Origin of the sequence: Hyphomonas sp., assembly GCF_041398465.1 — a bacterium.
Classification (GTDB): domain Bacteria; phylum Pseudomonadota; class Alphaproteobacteria; order Caulobacterales; family Hyphomonadaceae; genus Hyphomonas.
Map to the genome: position 1 here is coordinate 1096915 of NZ_JAWKUS010000001.1, position 24385 is coordinate 1121299.

Genomic DNA, 24385 nt, shown 5'->3' on the forward strand with positions numbered 1-24385 from the left:
TGCGCCCTTGGTAGGGAGAGCTGCTTCAGTTGCGTGGCAGGATAAATAGCAGGCCCGTCAGCACAACAAGGATGCCTGAAATCACCGCTTCATCCATCCAGAGCACCGAATTTGCCCCCGACAGGGCCATTGCGGCCAGCAGAAGCACGAAAACCGCGACACCGATCAGGCTGAGCAGGGCGCCGAACCCCTTGCCGAACCCTGCCAGCAAGCCGCCGAGGACGGCAATGGCCGTGCCGAGGATGCGCAGGAGGCTGGTCGGTGGGGAGAGCAGGGCATCGGAAAGCGGACTGCCGCGTGAGACGATCACGTTCACTGCGTGAATCCCGCCCCAGAGCAGCCAGGCTGTCAGTACGGCGAGTGCGAACCCCGCGAGATTGCGCAATGTCATGACAAGCCTCCCTTTGGTTGTTTTCGGGCACCATACGCGATGACGCCGGAAAGCGAAGCGCTTTCAGGGCACGGCGGATCAGCAGGGATCAGGCGAGGCCGCGGGCTTCCAGCACCTTTTGCCGGCGGGCAGCGGCCTTTCGGCCGTGATGGGCAAAGCTGGCCCGTTGGCGGGCCACGGCGGCCGGGACGAAACCGGGCCGGGTCTTGGGCTGTCCGAACACGTGCTTGCGCACGACAATCGGCTCGTCGGCATCTGCAGATTGCTGGACGACGATGGTTTGGACCACGGGTTGCACGGCTTCGGGCTCGGCTTCGACCTGCTCCACCTGCCGGGCAGGGCGGTGGCGCAGCTCCCAGACAGCGATCAGCAGGAGGACGCCGACCGCGCCAAGGCCCGCAACGCCGCCTTCGGCGATGCTCGGGTTTTCCCACCAGCCGGGCTCAAAGGTGACCAGGTAGAAAACGGGAAAGCCTGCTCCCATGCCGCAGATGTACCAGGCGACAGCGCCGCGGCGGCGGGCAGCCACCATGGCCGCAGCGCAGTAGAAACAGAGCGCTGCCAGCAGGTAAGGGCCACCATTGTCGATGCCGAGCTGGCGCCAGTTCACGGTGGCGAGGCCGTCGGCCAGCTGGTCATGGGCGAGCCAGCTGACAGCCATCATGATTGAGGGCCAGCGCACGGCTGTCAGCGCGCCAAAAGCGAAGGCGATCGCAAAACAGGTGATGAGGATGGCGATAAGCTGGCGGAGCATGCTTAACGCCGTACCACGCGCGTGGTGACGATCCGCTGAACGCAATCGATGAAATTTGTTCAGATTCGCTTTTTCCGGCGATTAGTTGCCGTCATCTTCCAGCGCGTCGTACATGAGCATCGCGCAGATTTCCGGCTCGTACTCGAAATCCGGCACATAAGCCCCGGTCTCAGGGTTAAGCGTGTAGGTGACCAAACGGTCTTCGCCTTTGATTTCGCTCGTGAATTTATAGTCGACCTGAAAAGAATTGGCATCCGACCGGGAGGGCTTGATCTTGCCTTCCAGAACGCAAGGCTTCAGCTCGTCATAGGCGGCCCCGGTCGTGTCATCCAGGGTCGGCACACTGGCGCGGAATACCGGTCCGTCAGGCGTGATTTCGATGACATCTTCGCTGGCCACCACATAGCCCTGACCCATCCAGCCGGATTTCACCATCATGGTCGGGTAGTTCAGAAGGCCGGTGCGGAGCGAGTAGTCAGGCGGCATGCCGAACCCATTGCCGTAGGCAAGCCCCTGCCAGGTTCCGATCACCTCGCCGTCCTTGATATAGTGCGCGCTGATGCGGCCGGCGTTGACGTGCGCGTCGTCCTTGTTGGTCCCTTTGGAGACCAGGGCGATATAATTGTCGAATTTGACGGCGAAGGCGGGTTCGAAGGTAAATGTTTCCATCCGGCCGCCGAACTCTTCCTCCGCCTTGATTTCGACAGTCGCTTTGCTGAAATCGCCATAGGCGGCAGCAAAGGCCTGATCGAGCACGGCGCCGGACATTTCCAGTTCAAAAGGCTCAGGCCGCTCTGTGACAGCCGGCTTTTCGCAGGCGGAGAAGCAGAACTCGTTATAGAGGAGGTTGTTCGTCCAGGGCAGCTGGCTGCGATTGGTCCGTCCGGCCACGCGGCGCTGGGCAGCAGCGAAGGCATCTTCGGCTTTCTGGCCCGGCCGGCGGATCTCTTCGGCCAGCACCGGTGCGTAGACGCCTTCCTTGGCCACATCGTCGAGGCCGGTGGCATAGGCGATCAGCATGTCCGGCCGCGCTTCGACGCGGGAGAGGCCTTTGACCCCGGCCTTGTAGCCGGAAAAGCCCGGCACATTCCGGCAGGCATCGAAGACAAGGAACACGGCCCGGGCGCCTGTCGCCGCAAAGCCGTCGCGCTGGGTCTGCATGTCGAGACCGTAAAAGGCGAGGTCGGAGGCGGCCACCAGTTCCGCATCCACGCCGAGCAGGTAGGAATCCCCGCTTTCGGGATGCTGGGCGCCATGGCCGGTATAGTAGACGAAGGCGACGGCATCGGGCCCGGCCGCATCGACCTTGCGGCGGAAGGCATTCAGCGTGGAGGCCAGGTCGCGTTTGTTGAGGTCATGGGCGCGGGTGACGTCGAAACCGGTCTCAATGAGGGCGCTGGCGATCGTGTCGGCTTCTTCCCCGGCACTGCCAACACGGGAAAGATCCCCCGTATAGTCGGTCTGTGAGATGACAAGGCCGAGGCGTGTTTCGGCCAGGGATGCCAAGGGCATCAGGAGCAGACAGGCACACACCAGCGCGGCGCGGGCCAGAACGGTCTGCCAGAGTGGCTTCATTCGGTTCGACAAGTCAGATCCTCCCATACGGGAAAACCTAGCCTCATGGTTAAACCGCGTCGAGAGGTAAGGGACGCGCCGGTCAGACTTCGGCGAACGGGACGATCCGCGTCGCCAGGAAGGTCGCGAAGATCGGCAGGAAAAGGCCCCCGGCAACCATCCAGGTGGGGTGGGAGACCGAGAGAAGCACGGCAATCGTCAGAAGGAGGACTGCACCGGCCACGACCAGCGCCGAGCGGCGTGCGCCGTTCGAAATACGCAAGGCAGCCCAGACACCGATCAGAGCCCCCAGGAACCAGGAGAGCACGACCATGGCTTTTGCGCCGACCGGAGCGGTTGCGATGGCTTCGTTGAGCTGTTGTGGGGAGGGATTTGCCGGCAATTCAGGTTCCGGGAACAGGAAATGGCCCACCATCTGAACGAGGGCGACGACCAGCATGGCCAGCACGATACCTGCGACGGCGCCGGTGATCTTGCGCGTCATCATCAGCCTCCCAGCTAAAGTGGCTGATTGAATGCCACGGCAAAGCCTAGCCCGCAAATGCCTTTTCTATAACGAATTCAGCGGGTGCGGCGTTCGAACCCTCGGTCAGGCCGGCTTTTATCATAAGTGCCTTGGTGTCCTGGATCATCTCCATGGAACCACAGATCATGCCTCGGTCGGTCGCGGGGTCGAGCGGTGTAACCCCCAGATCTTCAAAGAGTTTTCCGGATTCAATGAGGTCCGTGATGCGGCCCTGATGCGCGTGCGGTTCCCGCGTGCAGGACGTGTACAGGCGGAGCTTGCCTTCCACCATTTCCCCTACGAGAGGGTCATTAACCAAATCGGCCACCAAATTTTGCGAATAGGTCAATTCTGCCGCTTCTCTGCACGTATGTGTGACAATAACTTCGTCATATCGCTCATACGTGTCGGGATCGCGGACCAGGCTGGCGAAGGGCGCAAATCCCGTCCCTGTAGAAAACATGTAGAGCCGCTTGCCTGGCAGGAGAGCGTCGAGCACCAGCGTGCCGGTCGGTTTCTTGCCCAGCAGAACCTTGTCGCCCGGCTCGATGTTGCACAGACGCGAGGTCAGCGGCCCGTCGGGCACCTTGATGGAGTAAAACTCAAGCTCCTCATCCCAGGCCGGAGAGGCGACCGAGTAGGCGCGCAGCAGCGGGCGGCCGTCTTCCTTGGGCAGGCCGATCATCACGAACTCACCTGAGCGGAAGCGGAAACTGCGTGGCCGGGTGATACGGAACCGGAACAGGCGGTCGGTATAGTGTTCGACCGCCAGGACGGTTTCTTCCGTCGGCGCATTCGGATTGACGCGAGCAGCCCCGGCGGCAGCTCCGGTCGCATCAGCGGACATGGCGGACCCCTTATCGATAACAGTCATCGGCAAATGACTATCGCACGGCTGGATTGCAATGTGGCAGAAGAACGCTTCAGAAATCCTCAACAGTCGGCCAAGCCTGAGGGAACGAAAAACCCGCCAGCAGGACTGGCGGGCTTGTCAGATTTCGCTGGTTGGCAGTGTCAGACCGACGGTTCAGCCGTTTCCTGGCAGACCACTGCACGGATGTCTTCTTCCGTCCGGGCCGCCCGCAGGGCATCGCGTACCGCGCTTTGACGGAACACGCGGGAAACCTGGGCCAGCGCACGGAGGTGGTCCGCTCCGGCTGTCTTCGGTGCCAGCAGCATGAAGATCAGGTCACAGGGCCGCTCATCGATGGCTTCGAAATCGACGCCTTCGTCGAGCCGCAGGAGGCCGCCGACCGGCTTTTCGAGGCCTTCGATGCGGGCATGGGGAATGGCCACGCCTTCACCGACACCGGTCGAGCCCAGCCGTTCACGTTCCATGACGGCATTCTCGATCTGGCGCGCGCTCAGGCCGGTGGCGCCGGCCAGACCGTCTGCCAAGGCGTGTATCGCCTGTTTGCGGCTCGTCGCGTCAAACGACGGCAGGATAACCCCGCCTTCAAGCAGGGAACTCAGATCGGTCGCCATGTAACTCGCTTCCGTTGGCCGCCTCAGTTTCTGGAGGCGTCTGCTGGATCCACCCAACCAATGTGCCCATCCGGGCGGCGGTACACCATATTAAGGCGTCCATGGCCAGCATTTCTGAACATGAGTGCCGGAACTTCCTGCAGTTCCAGCTGCATGACTGCCTCAGAAACGCTCATTGTCCGGATGTGAACGGCCGTTTCGGCAACGGTCAGCGGCGTGTCATCAGTGGCTTCCGGGAGCTCTTCATCGGTCTCGGTGTCGTAGCCATTGACCTGAATAACGGATTCCGCGGCCGGCTCGACAGGCATTGTGGTGTTTCCGGCATGATGGTCCTTCAGGCGGCGCTTGTAGCGGCGCACGCGCTTTTCCATCTTGTCCAGGCTGTCTTCCAGTGCGGCGTACGGGTCGCCGGCCTTGCCGGTCGACTGCAGGACGATGCCAGACGGCAGGTGAACGTTACAGTCTACTTCCACGAACGGGCCCTGCTGAGATACGAAAACGCGGGCATCGCCAGTTCGATTGAAATACTTACTGACCGCCGCTTCCAGGCCCATTTCGATCCGGCCCCGAAGAGCTTCACCGAGATCCATATGCTTGCCAGTAATTTGTATCTGCACGAGCGGTCTCCTTCTTTTTGGCTCGCCATTATGGCGCAGAAAATCGCACGACGCGACTCCTGTTGAAGAGATGGGCAGGACCTGAGCCTTCAAAAAGAGGGTGCGGCGTTACAAACCGGCAACTCGCGTCTGAGGTGTGCAGGATTTGGGAAAATTCCCGATTTGACAGGTGCGACGTGACATTTCACCATCCTGCAAGTGGCGAATTTGTACCGGGCGAAACAATCAACTTGAGTGTAGACCTACATGAACAGGGCGACTGCCAAGCGGATCGATGACTCTTCCCTCCCTCCGCTGGAAGGGGAAGGGGCAATCAATCCACTCGCTCCGGGCGCTGTCGGGATTGCACACATCGGCCCCGATGGCACCATTCTGCGGTGCAATCGGCAATTTGCGGACATGCTCGGCTACACGCCGAAAGAGCTGGCTGGCATGCACATGGATTCGGTCACCGACACCGATGACATCGAGCCGCAGACCATGCTGTTTCAGGAGGTGGTGGCCGGAAAACGGCGCTCCTTCCAGATGAAGAAGCGTTATGTCCACAAGGACGGCAAAATTGTCTGGGCGATCCTGACAGTGGGTTTCCTTCGGGAAGCAGATGGCCGGGGCGGGCATTTCGTTGCGATCAACAATGATGTCACGGAAAAGCAGATTACGTCCGAGGCGCTCGCCGAAAGCGAAGCGCGTTTCCGGGCGACATTCGAAAATGCTGCCGTCGGCATGGCGCTTGTCGGGACAGACGGATCCTGGCTGAGAGTGAATCAGCGGGTGTGTGACATTGTCGGTTACGAACCGCAGGAGCTGATGCAGCTAACCTTCCAGGACATCACGCATCCGGATGACCTCGATATCGATCTCGGGCTGCTGCAGGAGACCATCGAAGGCAAGCGTGACTCCTATTCCATGGACAAGCGCTACCTCCGCAAGGATGGTAGTCTGGTCTGGGTAAAACTGACCGTCGGCTGTGTCCGCAACGGGGCCGGAGAAGTCGACTATTTCATATCGGTGATCGAGGACATCACGGCAGAGAAACGCAAAGATGAAGCACTTCATCGGAGTGAAGGGCGTTTTCGCGCCGCGTTTGAAAACGCTGCCATTGGCATGGTTCAGGTCAATCTGGATGGAAAATGGCTGAATATGAACCGCTACATCTACAAGATGTTCGGTTATTCAGAAGACGACCCCTGGGAACCCACTTACCAAAATGTCACGCATCCGGACGATCTCCATATTGGCCTTGAAGAGGTGAAGGAGATGATAGCGGGCACGCGCGATTCCGTGCAGGTGGAGAAGCGCTTCCTTCGCAAGGACGGGGGGGTTGTCTATGCTAATCTTAGTGCCTCATGCGTCCGCAATTCCGAAGGAAAAGTAGACTACGCGATTTCGGTGATCGAGGACATTACCGAAAAACGACAGATACATCGTGACCTGGCGGTGAGTGAGTCGCGTTTCATGGCTGTCCAGCAAACCATGCCGGACGGGTTCATGATGTTCCGCAGTATACGGAATAAAGATGGAGGGCTCGAAGATTTCTACTGCGAATACGGCAACCCCGCCGCCCAGAAAATTCTGGCGATAGGACCGGAAGAAATACCCGGATACAAAATGCTTGAGCGGGATGCCAACAGCGTCGAGCTTGGTCTGTTCGATTTGTATCGTGGCGTTGTTGAGACGGGCGAAACTGCGCAAGGAGAATTGAAGTTCCCATTCCGGAATGGGGATATCCGATGGTTCCGCTATTCTGTTGTCAAAGTGAATGATGGGTTTGCGGTGGCGTTCTCTGACGTCAGCGATACCAAGGTGGCAGAGCTGCAGCTGCGGGAAAGCGAGGAGCGTTTCCGTGCCGCCCAGCAGACGACACCCGATGGTTTCCTGATGTTCAGCGCCGTCTATGACGACGATGGGGAGATTGCCGACTTCGTCTGCGAATACGCGAACCCTGCAGCGCATATCATTGCTGATCGCGAAGGTCGGGAGATGGTGGGCAATACTATGCTCACCAACACGCCGGCCACGAAGGATCATCCTGTGTTTCAGGCGTATTCCCGGGTGGTTGAGACAGGTGAGCCACTGGAAGCGGAAATGCTGTTTCCGATTACGGATGAAGGAAAATGGCTGCGTGTTGCGGCGGTGAAGATCGAAAAAGGAGTTGCAGTCACCTTCTCTGATATCACTGAGCGCAAGAAGTCGGAATTGAAGCTGAAGGAAAGTGAGGAACGCTTCCGTGCTGCTCAGCAGACGACGCCTGACGGCTTCATGATGTTCCGTACGATCTATGACGATGACGACAATGTCGTCGACTTCATGTGTGAATATGAAAATCCTGCGGCAGCGGCGATCATCGATCGCGGCGGCGAAGTTCTGGTCGGGAAGACCATTCTGAACGATGCGCCGCCGGATATGAAAATTCCCTTGTTCGAAACTTACCGAACGCTGGTGGCGAACGACGAGCCCTTGGATACGGAGATGTTTTTTCCGGTCACGAAGGGAGGCATCTGGCTGCGTATTGCGGCGGTGAAGATCGAGAAGGGCTTCGCAGTAACTTATTCGGATATCACGGCGCGAAAGGAATCCGAGCTGAAGCTGAAGGAGAGTGAATCCCGTCTCCGCGCATTTCATCAGACAGCTCCGGATGGATTCACGATATTCCGCAGTATCCGCAATTCAGCTGGTGCGATCACGGATTTCCGGTTTGTGTACGCCAATCCTGCAGCGCAGAAAGCGTCGGGCATGAGTGAAGAAGAGCTTTACCAAACCACCATGCTGGCGGAGGGGCCTGCGCTGAAACCCGCCGGCGTGTTTGAAAAATATATCGATGTCGTGGAGTCGGGGAAGCCCTGGCAGGGGGAATTCTTCTATCCCGGGGAGCGGAGGCCGGCCTGGTATGACGTCACTGCGGCGAAGGTCGATGACGGAATAGCGATTTCGTACAAGGACATTTCGAACCAGAAGGAGGCCGAGGTAAAGCTGCGGGAGCAGGAAGAGCGTAACCGCGACATCCTGGATAACCTGATCTCCTTCGTGACCCTGCTGACACCGGATGGGATCATCATCGATGTCAATGCCGCGGCGCTGGCGACGGCCAAACTCACCGCCTCTGATGTCGTTGGGAAACATTTCTGGGACACCTATTGGTGGTCTCATGATGCCGATGCCCGCGAGGAACTGCGCCGGTGCGTGTTGCAGGCCGCCAAAGGGGAGCGGGTGCGGCATGACACGACGGTCCGGATTTTGGGTGATGAGCGTATTGCGGTCGCAAACCTGCTTGCCCCGGTGCTGGACAAGGATGGTGTCGTGACCAGTGTCGTGGCTTCCGGGTTTGACATCTCTGATCGCAAGAAGGCCGAGCAACACCGGGAGATGCTGGTCGGGGAGCTAAGCCACCGGGTGAAGAACTCCCTCGCGACCGTGCAAACCATTGCCTCGCACTCCCTGCGCGAAGCCTCCGATCTGGAGTCGTTCCGGGAGACGTTTGTTGGCCGGTTGATGGCGATTTCCAAATGCCATGACCTGCTGATCGAAACGACGCGTAACGCCGCCGATATTTCCCAACTCGTGCGGGACCAGGTCCTGCCTTACGCTCAGGGCGGTATTGACCGGCAGGTGACGATGTCCGGTCCGCCTTTGATGCTCGGGCCGGAAGCGGCACATACATTCGGTTTGATCCTGCACGAGCTGGCAACCAATGCAGCAAAGTATGGCGCTCTTTCGACTGAGCAGGGACGCCTGGATATAAGCTGGAAACGCGGCTCTCATCTGCAGCAGCGTGATGCCATCCTGACATGGGTGGAGAGAGGTGGGCCGCCCGTTGAGCCGCCAAAACGCCGGGGATTCGGCAGTGTGCTGATTGAGCAGAGCCTGTCCCATGCGCTCGGCGGAGAGGCGAATATCGAATATCGGCCGGAGGGGCTTTGGGCGCAATTCCGGTTCCGGAAACGGGGGCAGTGATGGAGCGTAACGAGTGTACGATTCTTCTCGTGGAGGACGAGTTCCTGATCGCGCTGGATGTGCAAATGCGCCTTCAGGAGGCTGGCTACAAGGTGCTCGATCCGGTCGCGAATGTGGAAGACGCCATGTCCACACTCGACAATGCGAAGGTCTGCGCAGCGATTCTCGACATGAACATCAGTGGATCGACATCCTTCCCGATCGCTGAGCGCCTCAAAGCCGAAGGGAAGCCCTTCATCTTCCTGTCGGGTAATGACGCCTATCAGCTGCAGGAAAGTTATTCTGACCGTATTGTTCTGACCAAACCCATCGATTACGAGCAGCTTATTTTCCGGGTCCGCGAAATCTGCGAGACCTGACGCTACATGGCCGGGCGGGGGGCGCCGCTGAGCGGTGTGCCCTCCTCATCATCTTTCGGCTTTCCGGGCTTTTTTCCGTAGTCGTGCTTTTTCAGGAGGCCGCGGAACTGGTGATAGGTCAGGCCGAGCGCATCGGCCGCCTGGCCCTGGTGCCCCTTCGCCCAGCTGAGCGCCTCGTCGATCAGCCGCATTTCAAAGGCTGCAACCTGTGCCTGGAAGTCGGCGGTCACCGATGGATCGATCCGTCCGGGTGCGGCTTCCGGCGGGGAAGTGAATTTCGGGACCGGCTGTCCGGGTGACGCGGCTGGCCGCCAGGGTGACTCGAACGGGTCCAGCGCAGCAGGATCGAACACGACCGGTTCTCCCGGAGTCATGACCATGGAGCGATGCGCAAGGCGCTGGGCAAAATTACGCAGCTCGCGAACATTGCCCGGCCAGTCATGCGCTTCGATGGCGGCGATGGTGGATGGAGCAAAGCCGGGAAAATCCTCGCCCATCTCGATCGCCATGCGCCGGGCAAAATTATCCGCCAGCAGGGTGGCGTCGCCGCGTCTGGCGCGCAGCGGAGGCAGGGTGATCACGTCGAAGGCCAGACGGTCGAGCAGGTCTGACCTGAACTCACCTGCCTCGGCCATGGCGGGCAAGTCGGCATTCGTGGCGGCGATGATCCGCACATTCGTCGTCAGCACACGGGAGCCGCCAAGGCGCTGGAACTCCCCATACTCCACGACGCGCAGCAATTTTTCCTGCACCTGCTGGGAAGCGGTGGCGATCTCGTCGAGAAAGATCGTGCCGCCGTCGGCAAGTTCAAACCGGCCTTTGCGCTGCTCCGTTGCGCCGGTGAAGGCGCCGCGTTCATGCCCGAACAGCTCGCTGTCGAGCAGCGTTTCGGAGAGGGCTGCGCAGTTCACCTTGATGAAGGGGCCTTCCCACCGCTTCGACAGGAAGTGCAGGCGCTCGCCGATCAGTTCCTTGCCGGTGCCGCGCTCGCCAATCACCAGAATCGGCCGTTCCAGCGTCGCCACACGGGAGACATGCTCCTGCGCGCTGAGCCAGGCCGGGGACTCCCCGATGAGCTGCATACTTTGACCAATCATTTCGTCAAAATAGCCAAACAGAAATTACAAGTCGACTAAAAAAGTGGGGAAAAATACTAAAAATGGTTTCGTGAATCAACGCGAAGAACTTTTATTTCGTTGAAAATCAAGGTCCTACAAAATTAATTTTGAACTGGCACGGTCCTTGAAAAGAGAGAAGGGCTCAGAGCGACGGGCGTTGCTCAAAACCAGAAGGACGAAACAAAACATGGAAGACCGTTACACCCGCTCAGAAGCCCGATCGGAAACAGGCCGAATTGGCCGGTGGCTGTCGACCCGTTCCGCAGAGACCTGGATGTTCTTTGCTGCCGGTGTCTTCCTCGGCGGTTTCTTCTTCTAATCCTCCCCTGACACGAAAGGACACCACAATGGGTTTGTTCTCCCGCCTCGGTGACATCATCAACTCGAACATCAACTCGATGCTCGACAATGCCGAAAACCCCGAAAAAATCGCACGCCTGATCATTCAGGAAATGGAAGACACGCTGGTCGAGGTCCGTACCGCGGCTGCCCGTGCCATGGCCGACAAGAAAGAGATGGAACGCGATATCGCGCACTTCACGACCGTCCGTGACGACTGGGCCGCCAAGGCCGAGCTTGCCATCGACAAGGGCCGTGAAGACCTCGCTCGCGGCGCCTTGGTCGCCAAGCAGAAGGCCGAAGGTGAAATCGACCGCCGCAAGAATGCGATGGCCGCTGCCGAGGAAGCCTTCGAGAAGCGCCAGGACGATCTGTCCAAGCTGCAGGCCAAGCTGGATGAAGCCAAGGCAAAGCATCGTGCGCTGATGATGCGCCGCGAAGCTGCCGAGCAGCGGATCCGCGTGCGCAGCCAGGTCTATGACGGCCGCGTCGACGAAGCGCTTGCCCGCTACGGCAATATCGAGCGCAAGGTCGACGAGATGGAAGCCTATGCGGACCAGATCCGCGGTTCCGAACCGACCCTCGAAGCCCAGTTCGCTGCTCTTGAGCAGGACGAAAGCATCGAGAAAGAGCTTGCCGCGCTGAAAGCAAAGCGGACGAAGTCTTCAACCAAGAAGTCGGAGGGCTGATCAGATGCTGTTCTCGCTTGCCTGCCTTGCCGGCTTCCTGACCGTGGTTTGCACACCCGGCCTCGTCGCGATGGAACTTGAAGACCGCCGCGCCAAAAAGAACGAGGCTGCCTGATGTCCGAGGAAGTTTTCGCCATTGCCATTGTCGGCATCATCTTCATCGGCTTTCCCGCAGTGATATTCCACTACATCACGCAGTGGCGGAAGCAGAAGACCCTGATGCCCGACGATGAGCGGATGATGGAAGACCTCTGGCGCTCCGCCAAAGCGATGGAGCGCCGGATCGATACACTGGAACGCCTGCTCGAAGCTGGCGATGCGGAGGAACACCGTCCTCCGCCCCGCCGCTCCCGCCCCACTTTTGACGACTGAGGAATAAATAAATGCCCCGCCACTCCCGCCCATACCGCGATGCCGTTCACGGCGAAGACCGGATTTATGGCTCTCCAAATCCCAAGCGTTTCTACCGCTCCCGCGACGACAAGGTCATCGCCGGTGTCTGCGGCGGCCTTGCCGAACGCTTCGGCTGGGAACCGGTCCTGGTCCGCGTCCTGGCCGTGCTTGCCTTCTTCTTCGTGATGGGGCCGCTCGCTCTGATCGCATACGTCACCATTTGGATGATCACGCCGCGCCGCCCTTTTGGTCTGGCGTCGGTCTCTCCTGATGAAGACGCATTCTGGCGCAACGTTTCAGACCGGCCGCGCGTCACCTTCGGCAATCTCAAATACACCTTCATGGACCTCGACGAACGCCTCCGGGACATCGAGCGCAAAGTCACTTCAGACGAGTGGCGCCTGCGCAAGGAATTCCGGGACCTCGAACAGGGCAATAACTGATCCGCATACAAAATAAACAGCAGCGGCATCTCTAACTGACAGACTCCGGTAAAGGAACGGAACAATGAGCAAGGGGACCTTTCTGACCAACAACTGGCTGATCTTCGCGATCACGCTGATTGTCGTGACGGCCATGGTCGGGTTTTCACTGATACAGGGCCATATGGCTTTCCAGATGGCGGGGCTGGAGCTGTCCTTCACCCCGCATGAGGATGGCGGCCTGCGCCTGGCGGTGATCCGCACCGCTGACGCCTTACGCGCGACCTCGTTTTAACGCACGTTGCAGCAGGCGCGCCGGGGCCACGGCCTCCAGCGCAGTCCGGCTGGCCGTGGCAGGCGCACCGCAAAGGCGGGCGGCAAGCACCGACCCGGCCCACGGCCCCCAGGTGAAACCCCGGGCGCCGAAGCCAGACGAAACAAACACACCGTCCAGCAAAGGGGCGTCCGTATCTGCCGGACGCCCTTTTCGCTTGCCCGCGAAAGCTTCGAGGAAGGCATCATGATCGGGCACCGCGCCGATCAGAGGCAGGCGGTCTGCAGTGGTGGCCCGCAAGCTGGCGCGCGAGGCGATGTCCGGCCCGCTCGTGTCGCGGATCCAGTAGGGGGAAAGCGCTTCGACGCCTCTCAAATTCTCTTCCCGGGCCGCATCCGACGTGAAGGGCACGGTATCCGGCGCCACCTTGTCGAAGGTTGCGCCCCACAGACGTTTCCGGCCAAGGGCGAGGGCGTAGGTGCCGCTCGCCATGGCGAAGGGCGGGGTGTCTGCCAGGCCTTCGGCGAAATCCACCTGGCCCATCCGCGCCTCAAGCCCGAGCCAGGGCAATATCGCACCGGCGGCCATGCCATTGGCGAGGATGATGGCATCGAACTTACTGCCATTCACCGTCCGGGCGGTGAGATCGACGCCGGGGACCGCGCCATAGTGCTGTTCCACGTCGTCCAGCAGGGAAGGGATCAGCTTCGCCGGTTCCACAATCAGGGCGCGCTTGTGAAGGAGGCCGCCGCCGGACAGCGCTTCCAGATCCTCAAGTGGCAGGGGCGGGTCTGCCAACAGTTTTGCGAACCGCGCCGTTTCCGCTTCATCCTTCGGTACTTGCCGGACGTCCGTTTCCGTTACACCCGGACGTCCCTGATAGACATGCCGCGCCGCGAGATAGGCATCGACCAGCAGACGGGCCTGCGCTGTGTCCCCGGCATCGAGCCGGGGCATGACAAGACCCATGGGATTGCCGCTGCCGCCGCTCGCCGGGCCATCGGCCGGGTCAAAGATGACAGGCTCGGCGCCCAGCTGTTTCAGCGCATGAGCCGCACTCGCCCCGGCAATGCCCGCGCCGAGAATGGCGACCCGGTTTGCGCAGGGCAGGGGGCGGCTAAGGCCGAAAACATCCAGCTCCGGGGCGGGCGGTGTGGCCAGCCAGGCTTCAAGCCGCTCGCGTTTCCGGCCATGACCGGGCGCTTTGGCGACCGAAAAGCCGGCATCGGACAATCCACGCCGCACGGCGCCTGCCACGGTGAAAGTTGCCGCTGGCGCACCCGGTACGCTGCGTTCACTTATCCATCTGAACAGGTCCGGCGCCCACATCGCCTCATTCTTGGCCGGGCTGAACCCGTCGAGAAACCAGGCATCGGCATGGTAAATGCTGTCCGGCAAAGAATCTGCAATATCAGCGAGGTGGAGGGTAAGCGTCACGCCATCTTCCGGCCAGATGAAGTGGCGGACCCCGCGTACCGGCCCCGGCCAGACGGCGATCAGCCGCGCTGACAGGTCTGCCAGCTCCGGCCAGGCCGACAGGGCCCGTTCGGCATCGTCTTTGGAGAGCGGGAAGCCCTCATAGCTGACGAAATGAAGGAAAGCCGTCGGTGAGGGCCGGGTTTCCCGCCAGAGATCCCAGGCTGCGAGGAAATTCAGCCCCGTACCGAAACCCGTTTCCGCGATCATGAAGGTTTCCCGCCCGCGCCATGCCTCCGGCAGGCCGCACCCGGCGAGGAACACCGCCCGCGTTTCACCGAGGCCGTCGCCCGCGGTAAAATAGACATCGCCCGCCGCCCGGGCGACCGGCGTGCCGTCATCCTTCCAGTCGATTTCAGGCTGTGTCAGCAGGCGCGTCATGTGGGCCTGATAACTCCGGCGTCCCGCTTTGGGTAGCGCCTGCTTGCGTGCAGCGGCACTGCGCCCCAGATTGAGAACCGTAACAGGAGCACGTCATGGAAACCTTCGATATCCGCAAGGAGGATGGCGACACCGGCGGGCGCTATGTCACGATCGTGGACGGCCATGAAGCCGAAATGACCTATTCGAAGGCTGGCACGTCCCGCATTATCATCGATCATACAGGGGTGCCGAAAGCACTTGGCGGGCGCGGCGTGGGCGTGGCACTGGTACAGCGCGCCGTTGAGGACGCCCGTGCGGCGGGCCTGAAAATCATCCCCCTGTGCCCCTTTGCAAAGGCGCAGATCGAGAAACACAAGGAATGGCAGGACGTTCTGGCATGAGTGAGATCACCCACAATCCGAACCTGATGCGCTATTCCTATTTCGAGAACGGCACCGAGGCCTATCTTACCTATGAACGTCCCCGTGCCGGGCATGTCCATATCACCCATACGATTGTGCCGGGGCCGCTTGGTGGCCGGGGGCACGGCAAGCGCCTCGTCGAAGCGGCCATGGCCGACGTGATCGCCAGTGGCGAGACCGTCTCTTCCAGTTGCTGGTTTGCCACTGACCTGATCGAGAAAACGCCGGCATGGTCGGCCGCGCAGGCATGAGCACGCCGTTCTGGAAACAGAAGACGCTGGGTGAGATGTCGCGCGAGGAGTGGGAGTCGCTGTGCGACGGCTGCGCCAAATGCTGCCTCCTCAAACTGGAAGACGAGGACACGGGCGAGATCGCCTACACAAAGCTCCACTGCCGCCTGCTCGACGGCCAGGCCTGCACCTGCATGGATTATGAGAACCGCAAGAAGATCGTCGAGGATTGCGTGATCCTGACACCTCAGAATGTGGCCGAGATCAAATGGATGCCCCGCACCTGCGCTTACCGCCTTGTGCTGGAGGGTCAGGACCTTCCGGACTGGCATTACCTCGTCTGTGGGGATCGCAACCGTGTCCACACGACCGGAAATTCCGTCCGGGGCCGGACCGTCTCCGAAGATACCGTTTTCGACGAAGACCCCGAAGATTGGATCGTCGACTGGGAAGGCAATGCGCCCTGAGACGCGGCTGACAACTTCTCCTTAAGCCGGATTTGAGAGACTGGCGGGATGGAAACGCTACCCGCCTTTGTCGACTATCTCTCCCATGAGCGCCGCATGGCCGCCAAGACGGTGGATGCCTACCGCTCTGACCTGGCGGAGTTTTTCAACTTCCTGCGCCATCATATGGGTGAGGAGCCGACCCCGAAGCTGCTGGGGGAGCTGAAGGCGCGTGATATCCGCGCTCATATTGCCCAGCGCCGCCGTGATGGCCTGTCGGATGCCTCGGTCGCCCGGCTGCTCTCTTCCATCAAGGCGCTGTACCGCTGGCTGAACCGGGCCTTTGATATCGAGAATGCCGAAGTTGCCTACCTGCAGGGGCCGAAGCGCCCCAAGCGCCTACCAAGGCCTGTCTCTGCCGAAGCTGCGAAGGATATGATCGAGGAGGCCGCTGACGACCCGGATGTCGCGCCATGGATCAATGCCCGCGATGCGGCGGTTCTGTCGCTGCTCTACGGGGCAGGGCTGCGTATCTCCGAGGCATTGAGCCTGACTGGCGGTGAAGTGCCGGCGCCCGAACGTCTGCGCATCACCGGCAAGGGCGGCAAGGTGCGGATCGTGCCGCTGATCCCGGCCGTGCGGGAGGCGATCAATTTCTATGCGGAGCAATGTCCCTATGCGCTGACGCGGACGCAGCCCCTGTTCCGGGGCGCGAAGGGCGGCGCGCTGAACCCGCGGCTGATCCAGGGCCTCGTCCAGCGCCTGCGCGGCCTGCTGGGCCTGCCGGACACGGCCACGCCGCACGCCCTGCGCCACGCCTTCGCGACGCATCTTCTGGCCGCCGGGGCGGACCTTCGTGCGATCCAGACGCTGCTCGGCCACGCCTCGCTCTCGACCACGCAGGTCTATACCGGCGTCGACGCGAGCCGCCTGCGCGAGGTGCATGCGGCAGCCCATCCGCGGGCTTAGGCTGTCACAAACTCCCCATTACCGGCCTGTCATGCTCATTTTCCTGCCTCAATTGCGCGCGATAGTTCATGAGAGACGAACTGGGAGACACGTCATGGGCGTGAAGCGGAACACCATTATCGGCCTGCTGACCATTGCGACCTTCATCGGCTGCGGCCTTGCGGCGAATGCGCAGGCGAAGGACAGTTTTATCGATTATGACGGCTTCCTCGGCGTGTCCGAAGAAGTGGCCGCCTACCGCCAGCTGCATCTCGTGCCCCTCGTCGAGTTCAACGAGATGAAGGCTGAGCCCGGCACGATCATCCTCGACTCCCGCAGCGCCGAAGCCTTTGCGATGGGGCATATCGAAGGCGCGATCAATGTGAACTTCTCCGATTTCACCGAAGAGAAGCTCGCCGCCGCGATCCCGTCCAAGGACACGCGCATCCTGATCTATTGCAACAACAATTTCGAAGACGACATCGCCCCCGTCATGCTGAAGAGCGCGCCGCTGGCCCTCAACGTGCCGACCTTCATCAATCTCTACGGCTATGGCTACAAGAACGTCTTTGAGCTGAAGGGCATGCATTCGCTGGAGGATCCGGAGATCCACTGGATCAGCGATCTGCAGGCCCCCTAAACGCTCCTATCGGGGAAGTGCATCCACAACGCGGTGATATTCCGCGACCGTTTCCTCGAAGATCTGCGCGATGGGTTTGACCTCCTTGATGCGGCCCGCGACCTGACCGGTCAGGGCGATGCCCGCTTCAAGATTGCCGCCGAAATAGACGTCCTGTGTTCCGGCAAATTCGCTGAAGATGTTTTCGACACCTTCCTTCTGGATGCGGCTTGTCCGTTCCGTGCGCAGCGCGCGGAGGGCAGGGCCGGGGCCAGAGCGGTTGAGGAACACGGTATCTGTTGAATCCGCGCCGACGATCGCATCCTTCCAGTTCTGGTGCACCGGGCTCTCTGCGGAGGAGAGAATGCGCGTGCCCATCAGCACGCCTTCTGCACCAAGGCAGAAGGCCGCCGCCATCGTGCGCCCATCCATGATGCCACCCGCGGCAACCACCGGTACATCCACCGCTTCGCAGACCTGCGGGATCAGCACCATGCTCGCGACGTCCTTCGGGTTCTTGAACCCGCCGCCTTCGCCGCCCTCCACGATCAGCCCGTCAACGCCCGCCTCGATGGCGCGCATCGCGCCCTGCAGCGACGGCACGACGTGGAACACGGTGAGGCCGGCCTCTTTCAGCATGCCGGTATATTTCATCGGGTCGCCCGCAGACGTCGTGACGAATTTGATGCCCTGGTCGATCACGAACTGGACAATGTCCGGATCGCGCACGAAGGCCTGCGCCACGTTCACGCCGAACGGCTTGTCGGTCAGCGTTTTCATCTTCTTGATTTCCGCGCGCACGGCATCGAGATCCCCAGAGGATGTCTCGATAATGCCCATGCCGCCCGCATTCGATACGGCGGATGAGAGTTGCGACCGGGCGATCCAGCCCATGGCGGCCTGGATGATGGGTTTCTCGATGCCCAGCATTTCGGTGATGCGGGTCTGGATCGGCTTTGCGCTCATGATTGTTTCCTCCTGAGTGGCAGAGAAGGCGGGAACGACGCGCCCGGCAAGCCCTCGCCTAGCGTCAGAACACAATTACGTTAGATTGGCCCCATGATTCTGCGCGAACCGAAGCCCGATGAACTCGCCGCCCTGTCGGGCCTCTGCCAGCGATCCAAGGCGCATTGGGGCTATTCCGGCGACATGCTGAAGGCCTTCGAGGCCGAGCTGACCGTCACACCGGAAAACCTCGCCGATGACGCCATCATGCTGGCCGAGGACAAGCGCGGCATCGCCGGCCTCGTACAGCTTTCGAAACAGGGCGAGGATGCCGTGCTGGAAAAGCTGTTCGTGGAGCCCGACCGGCTGGGGGAGGGCACAGGCAAGCTGCTCTATGTCTGGGCCTGCCGCGTCGCGCGGGACAATGGCGCCAGGAACCTGCTGATCGATTCAGACCCGGATGCCGCCGCCTTCTACGAAGGCCTCGGCGCCGTCCGCAGCGGCACGGCCGAGTCTGGCTCCATCCCGGGCCGCCAACTGCCGCGCCTCGTCCACCCGCTGGGTTAGCCGGCTGCTGCCGCCACATCCCCCTCGGACGACGGCACAAGATCCCGGTAGGCCCGCCAGCTGGCAAGGCCGATGACCGGGAATGTCACGATCAGGCCCACAAAACCTGTGACAATGCCCAATACCGTCAGTGCCACGATCATGATGCCCCAGAGCAGCATCGGAAGGAAATTTGTCGCCACGGTGCGCAGGCTGGTCAACGTTGCGACGAACACGTTCGATTTCGTGTTCAAAAGCATGGGTGCCGATACGACGACCAGCGAGAAGGCAAGAAACGCGATGATGCCGCCGATGATCGTGCCGGTCATCACCATGTTATGGCCCTCCGGGTCGGCCAGCATGAAATGCACGAATTCCGGCAGCGTCTTGTGGAACTTGTGGGTCGACAGCCCATAGACCAGATGCGCCATCTCGACCCAGACGGAGTAGACGAGGAACAGCGCAAAACCGAGAATGAACAGGTCCTGCCTGATGGCGGATTTGACGAACAGGATATCGCCCACACGCGGCCGTTCGCCCCGTTCCAGCATCCGCCCGGTCTGGTAGAGCCCCATGGCGAGGATCGGCGCGACCAGCATGAAGCCCGCCGCCACGACGAACAGGACGCGGATCGCACCTGCATGATAGAGCGCCGCTGTCAGGCCAAGGCTCGCCGCCACCAGCAGTGCCCCATAGATAAGGCACGGTCCGACCGCTTTCGTGAAATCCCTCCATCCGCCAGCCAGCCAACCGAACGGCGCGCCGAGGCCCACCGCATTGACGTCCGGCAGGCCCGTCTGCGCCTGCGTCATGTATTCCTCCCGGCCGCCCTCTCTTCCCGGGGCGGATCGTGGCACGGTAGTGCGGAGGCGGGCGGAAGGGAAGTGCGCAGCGATGCTGCCTCTTGCCCCCCGCGGCGTCTGGTACTACATCCCCCGGACTCGTGGTGATTTGGCCGGCCGGCTTGCAGCCACGTAAAACAAGTCGCTAAAAGGGCCGCGCGCAGGAAGTCGAACCCGTTCCGCGAACCCTTTTCTCTCTTGTTTTCAAGTCTTAAGCTGGCCGAACCAAGCGAGAGTAAACCCCGTGCCGATCAAGATTCCAGACGCCCTGCCTGCCCGTGAAACGCTTCTGAACGAAGGCGTGGCGGTGATGCGCGCGTCGGAGGCCGCCCGTCAGGATATCCGCCCGCTGCAGATCGGCCTCCTGAACCTGATGCCGAACAAGGTCCGCACGGAGACGCAGATCGCGCGCCTGCTGGGCGCCTCGCCCCTGCAGATCGAATTGTCGCTGATCCGTATCGGCGGGCACACGCCGAAGAACACCTCCGCCGACCATCTGATCAGTTTCTACGAAACCTGGGAAGAAGTGGCCGACCGCAAGTTCGACGGCTTTATCGTCACCGGCGCGCCGGTCGAACAGCTGGACTTCGAAGACGTTACCTATTGGGGCGAGCTGACGCAGATCTTCAACTGGACACGGACGAATGTGCATTCGAACCTGTTCATCTGCTGGGGCGCGATGGCGGCGGCCTGGCACTTCCATCGCCTGCCGAAATACCAGCTGGCGAAGAAGGCATTCGGCATCTATCGCCAGCGTAACCTCGCCCCGGCCTCGCCCTACCTGAACGGCTTCTCCGACGACTTCCTGATCCCGGTCTCGCGCTGGACGGAAGTCCATGCCGAAGACGTGCTCGCCCGGCCGGAACTGGACCTGCTGGTCGACTGCCCGGCCACGGGGCCGAGCCTTCTGGAACACGCCCCCAGCCGCAGCGTCTTCATGTTCAACCATGTCGAATATGACTCCTTCTCTTTGAAGGAAGAGTATGAGCGCGACGTGGCCGCCGGCAGCGACATCGCCATTCCGTTCAACTACTTCCCGGACGATGACCCCACCCGCAAGCCGCTGAACCGCTGGCGCAGCCACGCCCACCTGCTGTTCGGCAATTGGGTAAACCAGGTCTATCAGTCCACGCCGTATGACCTCGCCGAGATCGGGAAGGGTTAGGGGATTGCCCGCATGACCGGAGCGGAGCATCTTGCGGGCATGACCGAAAGCGTTCCTCCGGAACTTTCCTACGCGTCCTATTTCGAGGACCCGGTGAAGCGCCGGCTTGTGCGCGTGGTGGAGCGCTTCTCCGGCCAGCCGCGCCTGAAGAAGCTCTACCAGCACTACCGCGAGCACCTGGCCAATGATGTGCCTTTCTTCGAGGCCGCGATCCGCCTCCTTGATCTCGACGTGCAGTTCTCTGCCTCCCGCCTGGCGGAGATCCCGAAAGAGGGCCCGCTGGTCGTTGTCGCGAACCATCCCTTCGGCGTGCTGGACGGGCTGGTCATCTGCTGGCTGGTCAGCCTTCGCCGGCCAGATTTCCGGGTGCTGACAAACTCTGCCCTCGATGGGGTGCCCGAGGCGCGGGACTATCTGCTCCGCGTCGACTTCTCGGGCACGCGCGAGGCGATGGCCGCCAATGTCGCTATGCGAAAGGCGGCGCTGGACCACATCAAGGACGGCGGCTGCGTCATTGTCTTCCCGTCAGGCGGCGTCTCGACCACGCCGCGCCCGTTCGACCGCACCGCCGTGGACGATGAGTGGAAGCCCTTCACGGCAAAGCTGATCACACATGGCAACGCCTCGGTGACGCCCGTCTTTTTCGAGGGCCAGAATTCCCGCCTCTTCCAGATGGCGAGTCATCTCTCGCTGGAACTGCGCCTTGCGCTCGTCTTCCGTGAAGTCCGCCGCCGCATAGGCAAGTCGCTGCGTGTCGAGATCGGGCAGACGCTGTCGCCGGACGATCTCGCCGCCGCTGGCAAGCGCCGCGGCCTGATGGAGTTTCTTCGCGAGCGTACCTATGAGCTCGCCGGGCCGGTGCAGCATGCGCGTCTCGCCCGGGCCGGTGTCCGCTTCCAGCAGAAGAAGCCGAAAGTCTACCGTTGATCCCGCCAGCGACATTCCGGAAGATCGCGCCAGAGAGAATAGAAGACCAGGGGGAGCGTATGCGCCAGAAGACAGACCCGTCAGATCCCGTCGCCGCAGCAAAAACGCTGCTGCCGGAGCTGGCCGCCCGGGCAGGCGAGATGGATGAGGTCCGCCGCCTTCCTTCTGACCTTGCACGCACCATGGCCGAGGCGGGTGTCTTCCGTCTGGTGACGCCCCGGCGGTTCGGTGGACTGGAGGCGAGCCCCCGGACCTTCGTAGAGACGGTCGAGACGCTGTCGACCGCCAATGCCAGTGCAGGCTGGTGCTGCATGATTGCCAATACCTCCGCCCTGAACGCCGCCTATATGGCACCGGAAGAGGCAGAAGCCATTTTCGACGACCCCCATGCCATCACTGGCGGCGTTTTCGCGCCGATGGGCCGGGCCATTTTGGAAGAGGGCGGCTACCGCGTCACAGGCCGCTGGCAATGGGGCTCGGGTTCGGCGAACAGCGTGTGGCTTGGCGGCGGTTGCACCGTCTGGGAAAGTGGCGAGATGCGGCGCCTGCCGAATGGTGCGCCGGAAACGCTGATGGCTGTGTTCCCGGCATCGGTCGCGACCCTGCATGACACCTGGCATGTCATGGGGCTGAAAGGCACCGGCTCCGGCGATATCGAGGTGAAAGATATTTTCGTTCCGGAAGGGCGCTGCGTGCGTCTCGCCGAAGGCAATCCGCGTGAGACCGGCCCGCTCTACAAATTCCCGGCTTTCGGCTTCCTTTCACTCGGCGTGTGCGCCGCCGCGCTCGGCAATGCGCGGGGCAGTCTCGACACGTTCCACGCGCTGGCCGCCGCCAAGAAGAACCAGGGCTCGGCCAAGACACTGGCCGAACGCCAGACGGTCCAGTCGGCCTATGCGCAGGCCGAGGCCAGCTGGCGCGCAGCACGGGCCCTCCTGTTCGCCGAGATCGACCGCGTTTGGGAGATTGCCCAGACGTCTGACGAAATCCCCATGGAGGCGCGCGCCGATCTGCGCCTTGCCTGTACCCATGTCACCCGCACCGGCGCAGACATCTGCCGGACGCTGTATGAGCTGGGCGGCGGCGCAGCCTTGTTCGAAACGTCACCGCTTCAACGCCAGTTCCGCGATGCGCAGGCCATGACCCAGCACATCATCACCGCCCCTGCCACATGGGAACTGACCGGCCGCATCCTGTTCGGCCTGCCAACCGATGGAGGCATGGTATGAGCGGATTGCAGATCCTCGTCGATCCTGCCCGCTGAAGGCGGAGGCGTACCCGTCGCCTCAAACCTGACACGCGGTTGTCAATTTCTTCAGGCAACTACCACCTAAGGGAGAAGCTGGTGTTCAGCTTTACAGGGTAGGCCGCCACGCGCGACGGAGATTTGCCATGAATTGGACTGTCAGGATTGCCGCATTCAGCCTCAGCTGCGCAGCACTGTTCGTGATGCCGGCGCAGGCTGGCTTCACGCGGGATGTCGCTGCGGTTCAGTGCGCGGAAGACAGCAGCGCAGCGCTGATCCGCATCGGCAAGGTCGAATGGGTCGAGCCTGGACCGCCGCAATGGGATGCGCTGCCGCAAAGCCTCGCGGGGGACTGGCCTGACGCGCCTGGGGATGAGACGCATGAGTGCCAGATGACCGATGGCCGCCAGGTCGAGATGACACTCACGATCGGGCAGGCCTTCGCCTATGGCATGAATGGCGGCACGGAGGCGGCGTGGGTCAGCCTGTGGATCGACGGCCATTCGGTTCTGTCGCGTTATCTCGTCCGGGCGGGCTATCTCGACCAGTCCGGCAATGATGTCTCGGCGATCCTCGTCACATCGGACACGTTGCGGATTTGCGATCGGCCGAACATCCTGCCGCCGGCTCAGCGCAAGGCGGAAGCCTATGCGGAACTCGGCCGCGATCCGGAAGGATGTTTCATCCAGCCGTTGGCCCTTGACGCACAGCCGCTCGACCCTGTTCAGATGGCGGAGGAATCCGCACTCGGCACCTACACCGTGGCCGCCACCTACAGCGAAGCCTTCTGCCGGAAATTCATCGCGCCCGATGAACGCCAGCCCGGGAAAGAGCGGCTGAACTTCCGCCCGCCAATGGTCGAGCCGCTGGCAATCAACCGGCTGCAGTTCAAATCAGATCGCTATCGCATGTCGAAAGCCGGGTTGAGGATGCAGTGGGATGAATTCGATTTCGACAATGACGGGCAGAGCGACACGGTGATCCTCGCGAATGCCGACAGTCATTATATCGATGGGGACATCCTTCTCTTCCGGCCGGGACATCATCCTGATGCGTTGGAGAGCCTCGCCGCTTTGGAGGAGTTCGATGACTATCGTGACTGGGCTAGGCAGAACGAATTCCAAATGGTCACCGGCTCAAAGACGCAATATGGGAGAGACCGGTACACCCACTTCAACCTGTTCCAGATCGATGGGATGACCTTCGTGGAAGCCTACCCGACGAACCGGAGCCTGCGCCCCAGCGCTGTGCTCTACCGGTACAGGACAGTCGCCCCATTCAGGCGCGGCAGCTTCGACACGGTTTGCATGTTCCAGCAAATTCTCCCAAACGACTGAG

At 61.4% G+C, this 24385-nt stretch carries 28 protein-coding genes and 1 riboswitch; of the genes, 17 read left to right on the top strand and 11 right to left on the bottom strand.

Annotated features, from left to right (window positions below; genetic code table 11):
* Window positions 1-25 precede the first annotated feature (25 nt).
* The 7 genes from R3C98_RS05465 to hpf all read right to left on the bottom strand — a co-directional run bounded on the left by R3C98_RS05465 (window position 26) and on the right by hpf (window position 5327).
* A complete protein-coding gene (locus tag R3C98_RS05465; RefSeq protein WP_371313100.1) occupies window positions 26-391 on the bottom strand; it encodes a hypothetical protein in 366 nt (121 codons plus the stop codon).
* Between the two features lie 88 nt (window positions 392-479).
* The gene (locus tag R3C98_RS05470) at window positions 480-1145 is read right to left on the bottom strand and encodes a hypothetical protein (protein WP_371313101.1); all 666 of its coding nucleotides are present in this window, start codon (window positions 1143-1145) and stop codon (window positions 480-482) included.
* Between the two features lie 81 nt (window positions 1146-1226).
* Entirely contained in the window at window positions 1227-2732 is a 1506-nt protein-coding gene (locus R3C98_RS05475; RefSeq protein WP_371313102.1) for a caspase domain-containing protein, read from the bottom strand.
* A gap of 70 nt (window positions 2733-2802) precedes the next feature.
* The gene (locus R3C98_RS05480) at window positions 2803-3204 is read right to left on the bottom strand and encodes a hypothetical protein (RefSeq protein ID WP_371313103.1); all 402 of its coding nucleotides are present in this window, start codon (window positions 3202-3204) and stop codon (window positions 2803-2805) included.
* Window positions 3205-3250: 46 nt separating this feature from the next.
* On the bottom strand, window positions 3251-4072 hold the full coding sequence (locus tag R3C98_RS05485) for a ferredoxin--NADP reductase (RefSeq protein WP_371313104.1): 822 nt from the start codon (window positions 4070-4072) through the stop codon (window positions 3251-3253).
* Between the two features lie 167 nt (window positions 4073-4239).
* On the bottom strand, window positions 4240-4710 hold the full coding sequence (locus R3C98_RS05490) for a PTS sugar transporter subunit IIA (protein ID WP_371313105.1): 471 nt from the start codon (window positions 4708-4710) through the stop codon (window positions 4240-4242).
* A gap of 23 nt (window positions 4711-4733) precedes the next feature.
* Window positions 4734-5327, bottom strand: coding sequence for a ribosome hibernation-promoting factor, HPF/YfiA family (gene hpf / locus R3C98_RS05495; RefSeq protein ID WP_371313106.1), 594 nt, complete (start codon window positions 5325-5327; stop codon window positions 4734-4736).
* 246 nt (window positions 5328-5573) lie between these two features.
* Between hpf and R3C98_RS05500 the strand changes: the two genes are divergently transcribed.
* Both R3C98_RS05500 and R3C98_RS05505 read left to right on the top strand, forming a co-directional pair.
* Window positions 5574-9278, top strand: coding sequence for a PAS domain S-box protein (locus tag R3C98_RS05500; RefSeq protein ID WP_371313107.1), 3705 nt, complete (start codon window positions 5574-5576; stop codon window positions 9276-9278).
* A complete protein-coding gene (locus tag R3C98_RS05505; RefSeq protein WP_371313108.1) occupies window positions 9278-9637 on the top strand; it encodes a response regulator in 360 nt (119 codons plus the stop codon). The genes R3C98_RS05500 and R3C98_RS05505 overlap by 1 nt, the downstream gene beginning before the upstream one ends.
* 2 nt (window positions 9638-9639) lie before the next feature.
* On the opposite strand, the gene pspF is transcribed toward R3C98_RS05505, so the two are convergent.
* Complete coding sequence (pspF, locus tag R3C98_RS05510; RefSeq protein ID WP_371313109.1) at window positions 9640-10719, bottom strand: phage shock protein operon transcriptional activator; 1080 nt, start codon at window positions 10717-10719, stop codon at window positions 9640-9642.
* Window positions 10720-10942: 223 nt separating this feature from the next.
* On the opposite strand from pspF, the gene R3C98_RS05515 reads away from it, so the two are divergent.
* The 5 genes from R3C98_RS05515 to R3C98_RS05535 all read left to right on the top strand — a co-directional run bounded on the left by R3C98_RS05515 (window position 10943) and on the right by R3C98_RS05535 (window position 12893).
* Window positions 10943-11074, top strand: a complete 132-nt coding sequence (locus tag R3C98_RS05515) for a hypothetical protein (protein ID WP_371313110.1) — start codon at window positions 10943-10945, stop codon at window positions 11072-11074.
* Window positions 11075-11102: 28 nt separating this feature from the next.
* Window positions 11103-11783 (top strand): phage shock protein PspA, encoded by a 681-nt coding sequence (gene pspA, locus R3C98_RS05520; protein WP_371313111.1) that lies wholly within the window; start codon window positions 11103-11105, stop codon window positions 11781-11783.
* A gap of 114 nt (window positions 11784-11897) precedes the next feature.
* Complete coding sequence (pspB, locus tag R3C98_RS05525) at window positions 11898-12155, top strand: envelope stress response membrane protein PspB (protein ID WP_371313112.1); 258 nt, start codon at window positions 11898-11900, stop codon at window positions 12153-12155.
* 11 nt (window positions 12156-12166) lie between these two features.
* On the top strand, window positions 12167-12619 hold the full coding sequence (gene pspC, locus R3C98_RS05530; RefSeq protein WP_371313113.1) for an envelope stress response membrane protein PspC: 453 nt from the start codon (window positions 12167-12169) through the stop codon (window positions 12617-12619).
* A 64-nt stretch (window positions 12620-12683) separates the two neighbouring features.
* The gene (locus R3C98_RS05535; RefSeq protein WP_371313114.1) at window positions 12684-12893 is read left to right on the top strand and encodes a hypothetical protein; all 210 of its coding nucleotides are present in this window, start codon (window positions 12684-12686) and stop codon (window positions 12891-12893) included.
* Here the strand turns inward: R3C98_RS05535 and mnmC are convergent.
* Window positions 12873-14729 (bottom strand): FAD-dependent 5-carboxymethylaminomethyl-2-thiouridine(34) oxidoreductase MnmC, encoded by a 1857-nt coding sequence (mnmC, locus tag R3C98_RS05540; protein ID WP_371313115.1) that lies wholly within the window; start codon window positions 14727-14729, stop codon window positions 12873-12875. The two genes, R3C98_RS05535 and mnmC, sit on opposite strands and share 21 nt — an antisense overlap.
* Before the next feature lie 95 nt (window positions 14730-14824).
* Here mnmC and R3C98_RS05545 point away from each other — a divergent pair, with 95 nt between their 5' ends.
* The 5 genes from R3C98_RS05545 (at window position 14825) to R3C98_RS05565 (ending at window position 17397) form a co-directional block, all read left to right on the top strand.
* The gene (locus R3C98_RS05545) at window positions 14825-15112 is read left to right on the top strand and encodes a GNAT family N-acetyltransferase (protein WP_371313116.1); all 288 of its coding nucleotides are present in this window, start codon (window positions 14825-14827) and stop codon (window positions 15110-15112) included.
* Window positions 15109-15384, top strand: a complete 276-nt coding sequence (locus tag R3C98_RS05550; protein WP_371313117.1) for a GNAT family N-acetyltransferase — start codon at window positions 15109-15111, stop codon at window positions 15382-15384. Before R3C98_RS05545 ends, R3C98_RS05550 begins: the two co-directional genes overlap by 4 nt.
* Window positions 15363-15830: a YcgN family cysteine cluster protein gene (locus R3C98_RS05555; protein ID WP_371313118.1), complete on the top strand. Its 468-nt coding sequence runs from the start codon at window positions 15363-15365 to the stop codon at window positions 15828-15830. Before R3C98_RS05550 ends, R3C98_RS05555 begins: the two co-directional genes overlap by 22 nt.
* Window positions 15831-15878: 48 nt before the next feature.
* Window positions 15879-16778, top strand: coding sequence for a tyrosine recombinase XerC (locus R3C98_RS05560; protein ID WP_371313119.1), 900 nt, complete (start codon window positions 15879-15881; stop codon window positions 16776-16778).
* Window positions 16779-16872: 94 nt separating this feature from the next.
* Complete coding sequence (locus tag R3C98_RS05565) at window positions 16873-17397, top strand: rhodanese-like domain-containing protein (RefSeq protein WP_371313120.1); 525 nt, start codon at window positions 16873-16875, stop codon at window positions 17395-17397.
* 6 nt (window positions 17398-17403) lie between these two features.
* On the opposite strand, the gene R3C98_RS05570 is transcribed toward R3C98_RS05565, so the two are convergent.
* The gene (locus R3C98_RS05570) at window positions 17404-18342 is read right to left on the bottom strand and encodes an NAD(P)H-dependent flavin oxidoreductase (protein ID WP_371313121.1); all 939 of its coding nucleotides are present in this window, start codon (window positions 18340-18342) and stop codon (window positions 17404-17406) included.
* Window positions 18343-18435: 93 nt separating this feature from the next.
* Here R3C98_RS05570 and R3C98_RS05575 point away from each other — a divergent pair, with 93 nt between their 5' ends.
* A complete protein-coding gene (locus R3C98_RS05575; protein ID WP_371313122.1) occupies window positions 18436-18888 on the top strand; it encodes a GNAT family N-acetyltransferase in 453 nt (150 codons plus the stop codon).
* On the opposite strand, the gene R3C98_RS05580 is transcribed toward R3C98_RS05575, so the two are convergent.
* Window positions 18885-19679 (bottom strand): DUF2189 domain-containing protein, encoded by a 795-nt coding sequence (locus R3C98_RS05580; RefSeq protein WP_371313123.1) that lies wholly within the window; start codon window positions 19677-19679, stop codon window positions 18885-18887. The genes R3C98_RS05575 and R3C98_RS05580 overlap by 4 nt on opposite strands.
* A gap of 121 nt (window positions 19680-19800) precedes the next feature.
* Window positions 19801-19879: riboswitch (SAM riboswitch) on the top strand.
* Between the two features lie 74 nt (window positions 19880-19953).
* Here R3C98_RS05580 and metA point away from each other — a divergent pair.
* From metA to R3C98_RS05600, 4 genes are all read left to right on the top strand, one after another.
* On the top strand, window positions 19954-20874 hold the full coding sequence (metA, locus tag R3C98_RS05585; protein ID WP_371313124.1) for a homoserine O-succinyltransferase: 921 nt from the start codon (window positions 19954-19956) through the stop codon (window positions 20872-20874).
* 12 nt (window positions 20875-20886) lie between these two features.
* Entirely contained in the window at window positions 20887-21801 is a 915-nt protein-coding gene (locus R3C98_RS05590) for a lysophospholipid acyltransferase family protein (RefSeq protein WP_371313125.1), read from the top strand.
* A gap of 59 nt (window positions 21802-21860) precedes the next feature.
* A complete protein-coding gene (locus R3C98_RS05595) occupies window positions 21861-23030 on the top strand; it encodes an acyl-CoA dehydrogenase family protein (RefSeq protein WP_371313126.1) in 1170 nt (389 codons plus the stop codon).
* Window positions 23031-23193: 163 nt separating this feature from the next.
* Entirely contained in the window at window positions 23194-24384 is a 1191-nt protein-coding gene (locus R3C98_RS05600) for a hypothetical protein (RefSeq protein ID WP_371313127.1), read from the top strand.
* Window position 24385: the final 1 nt, after the last annotated feature.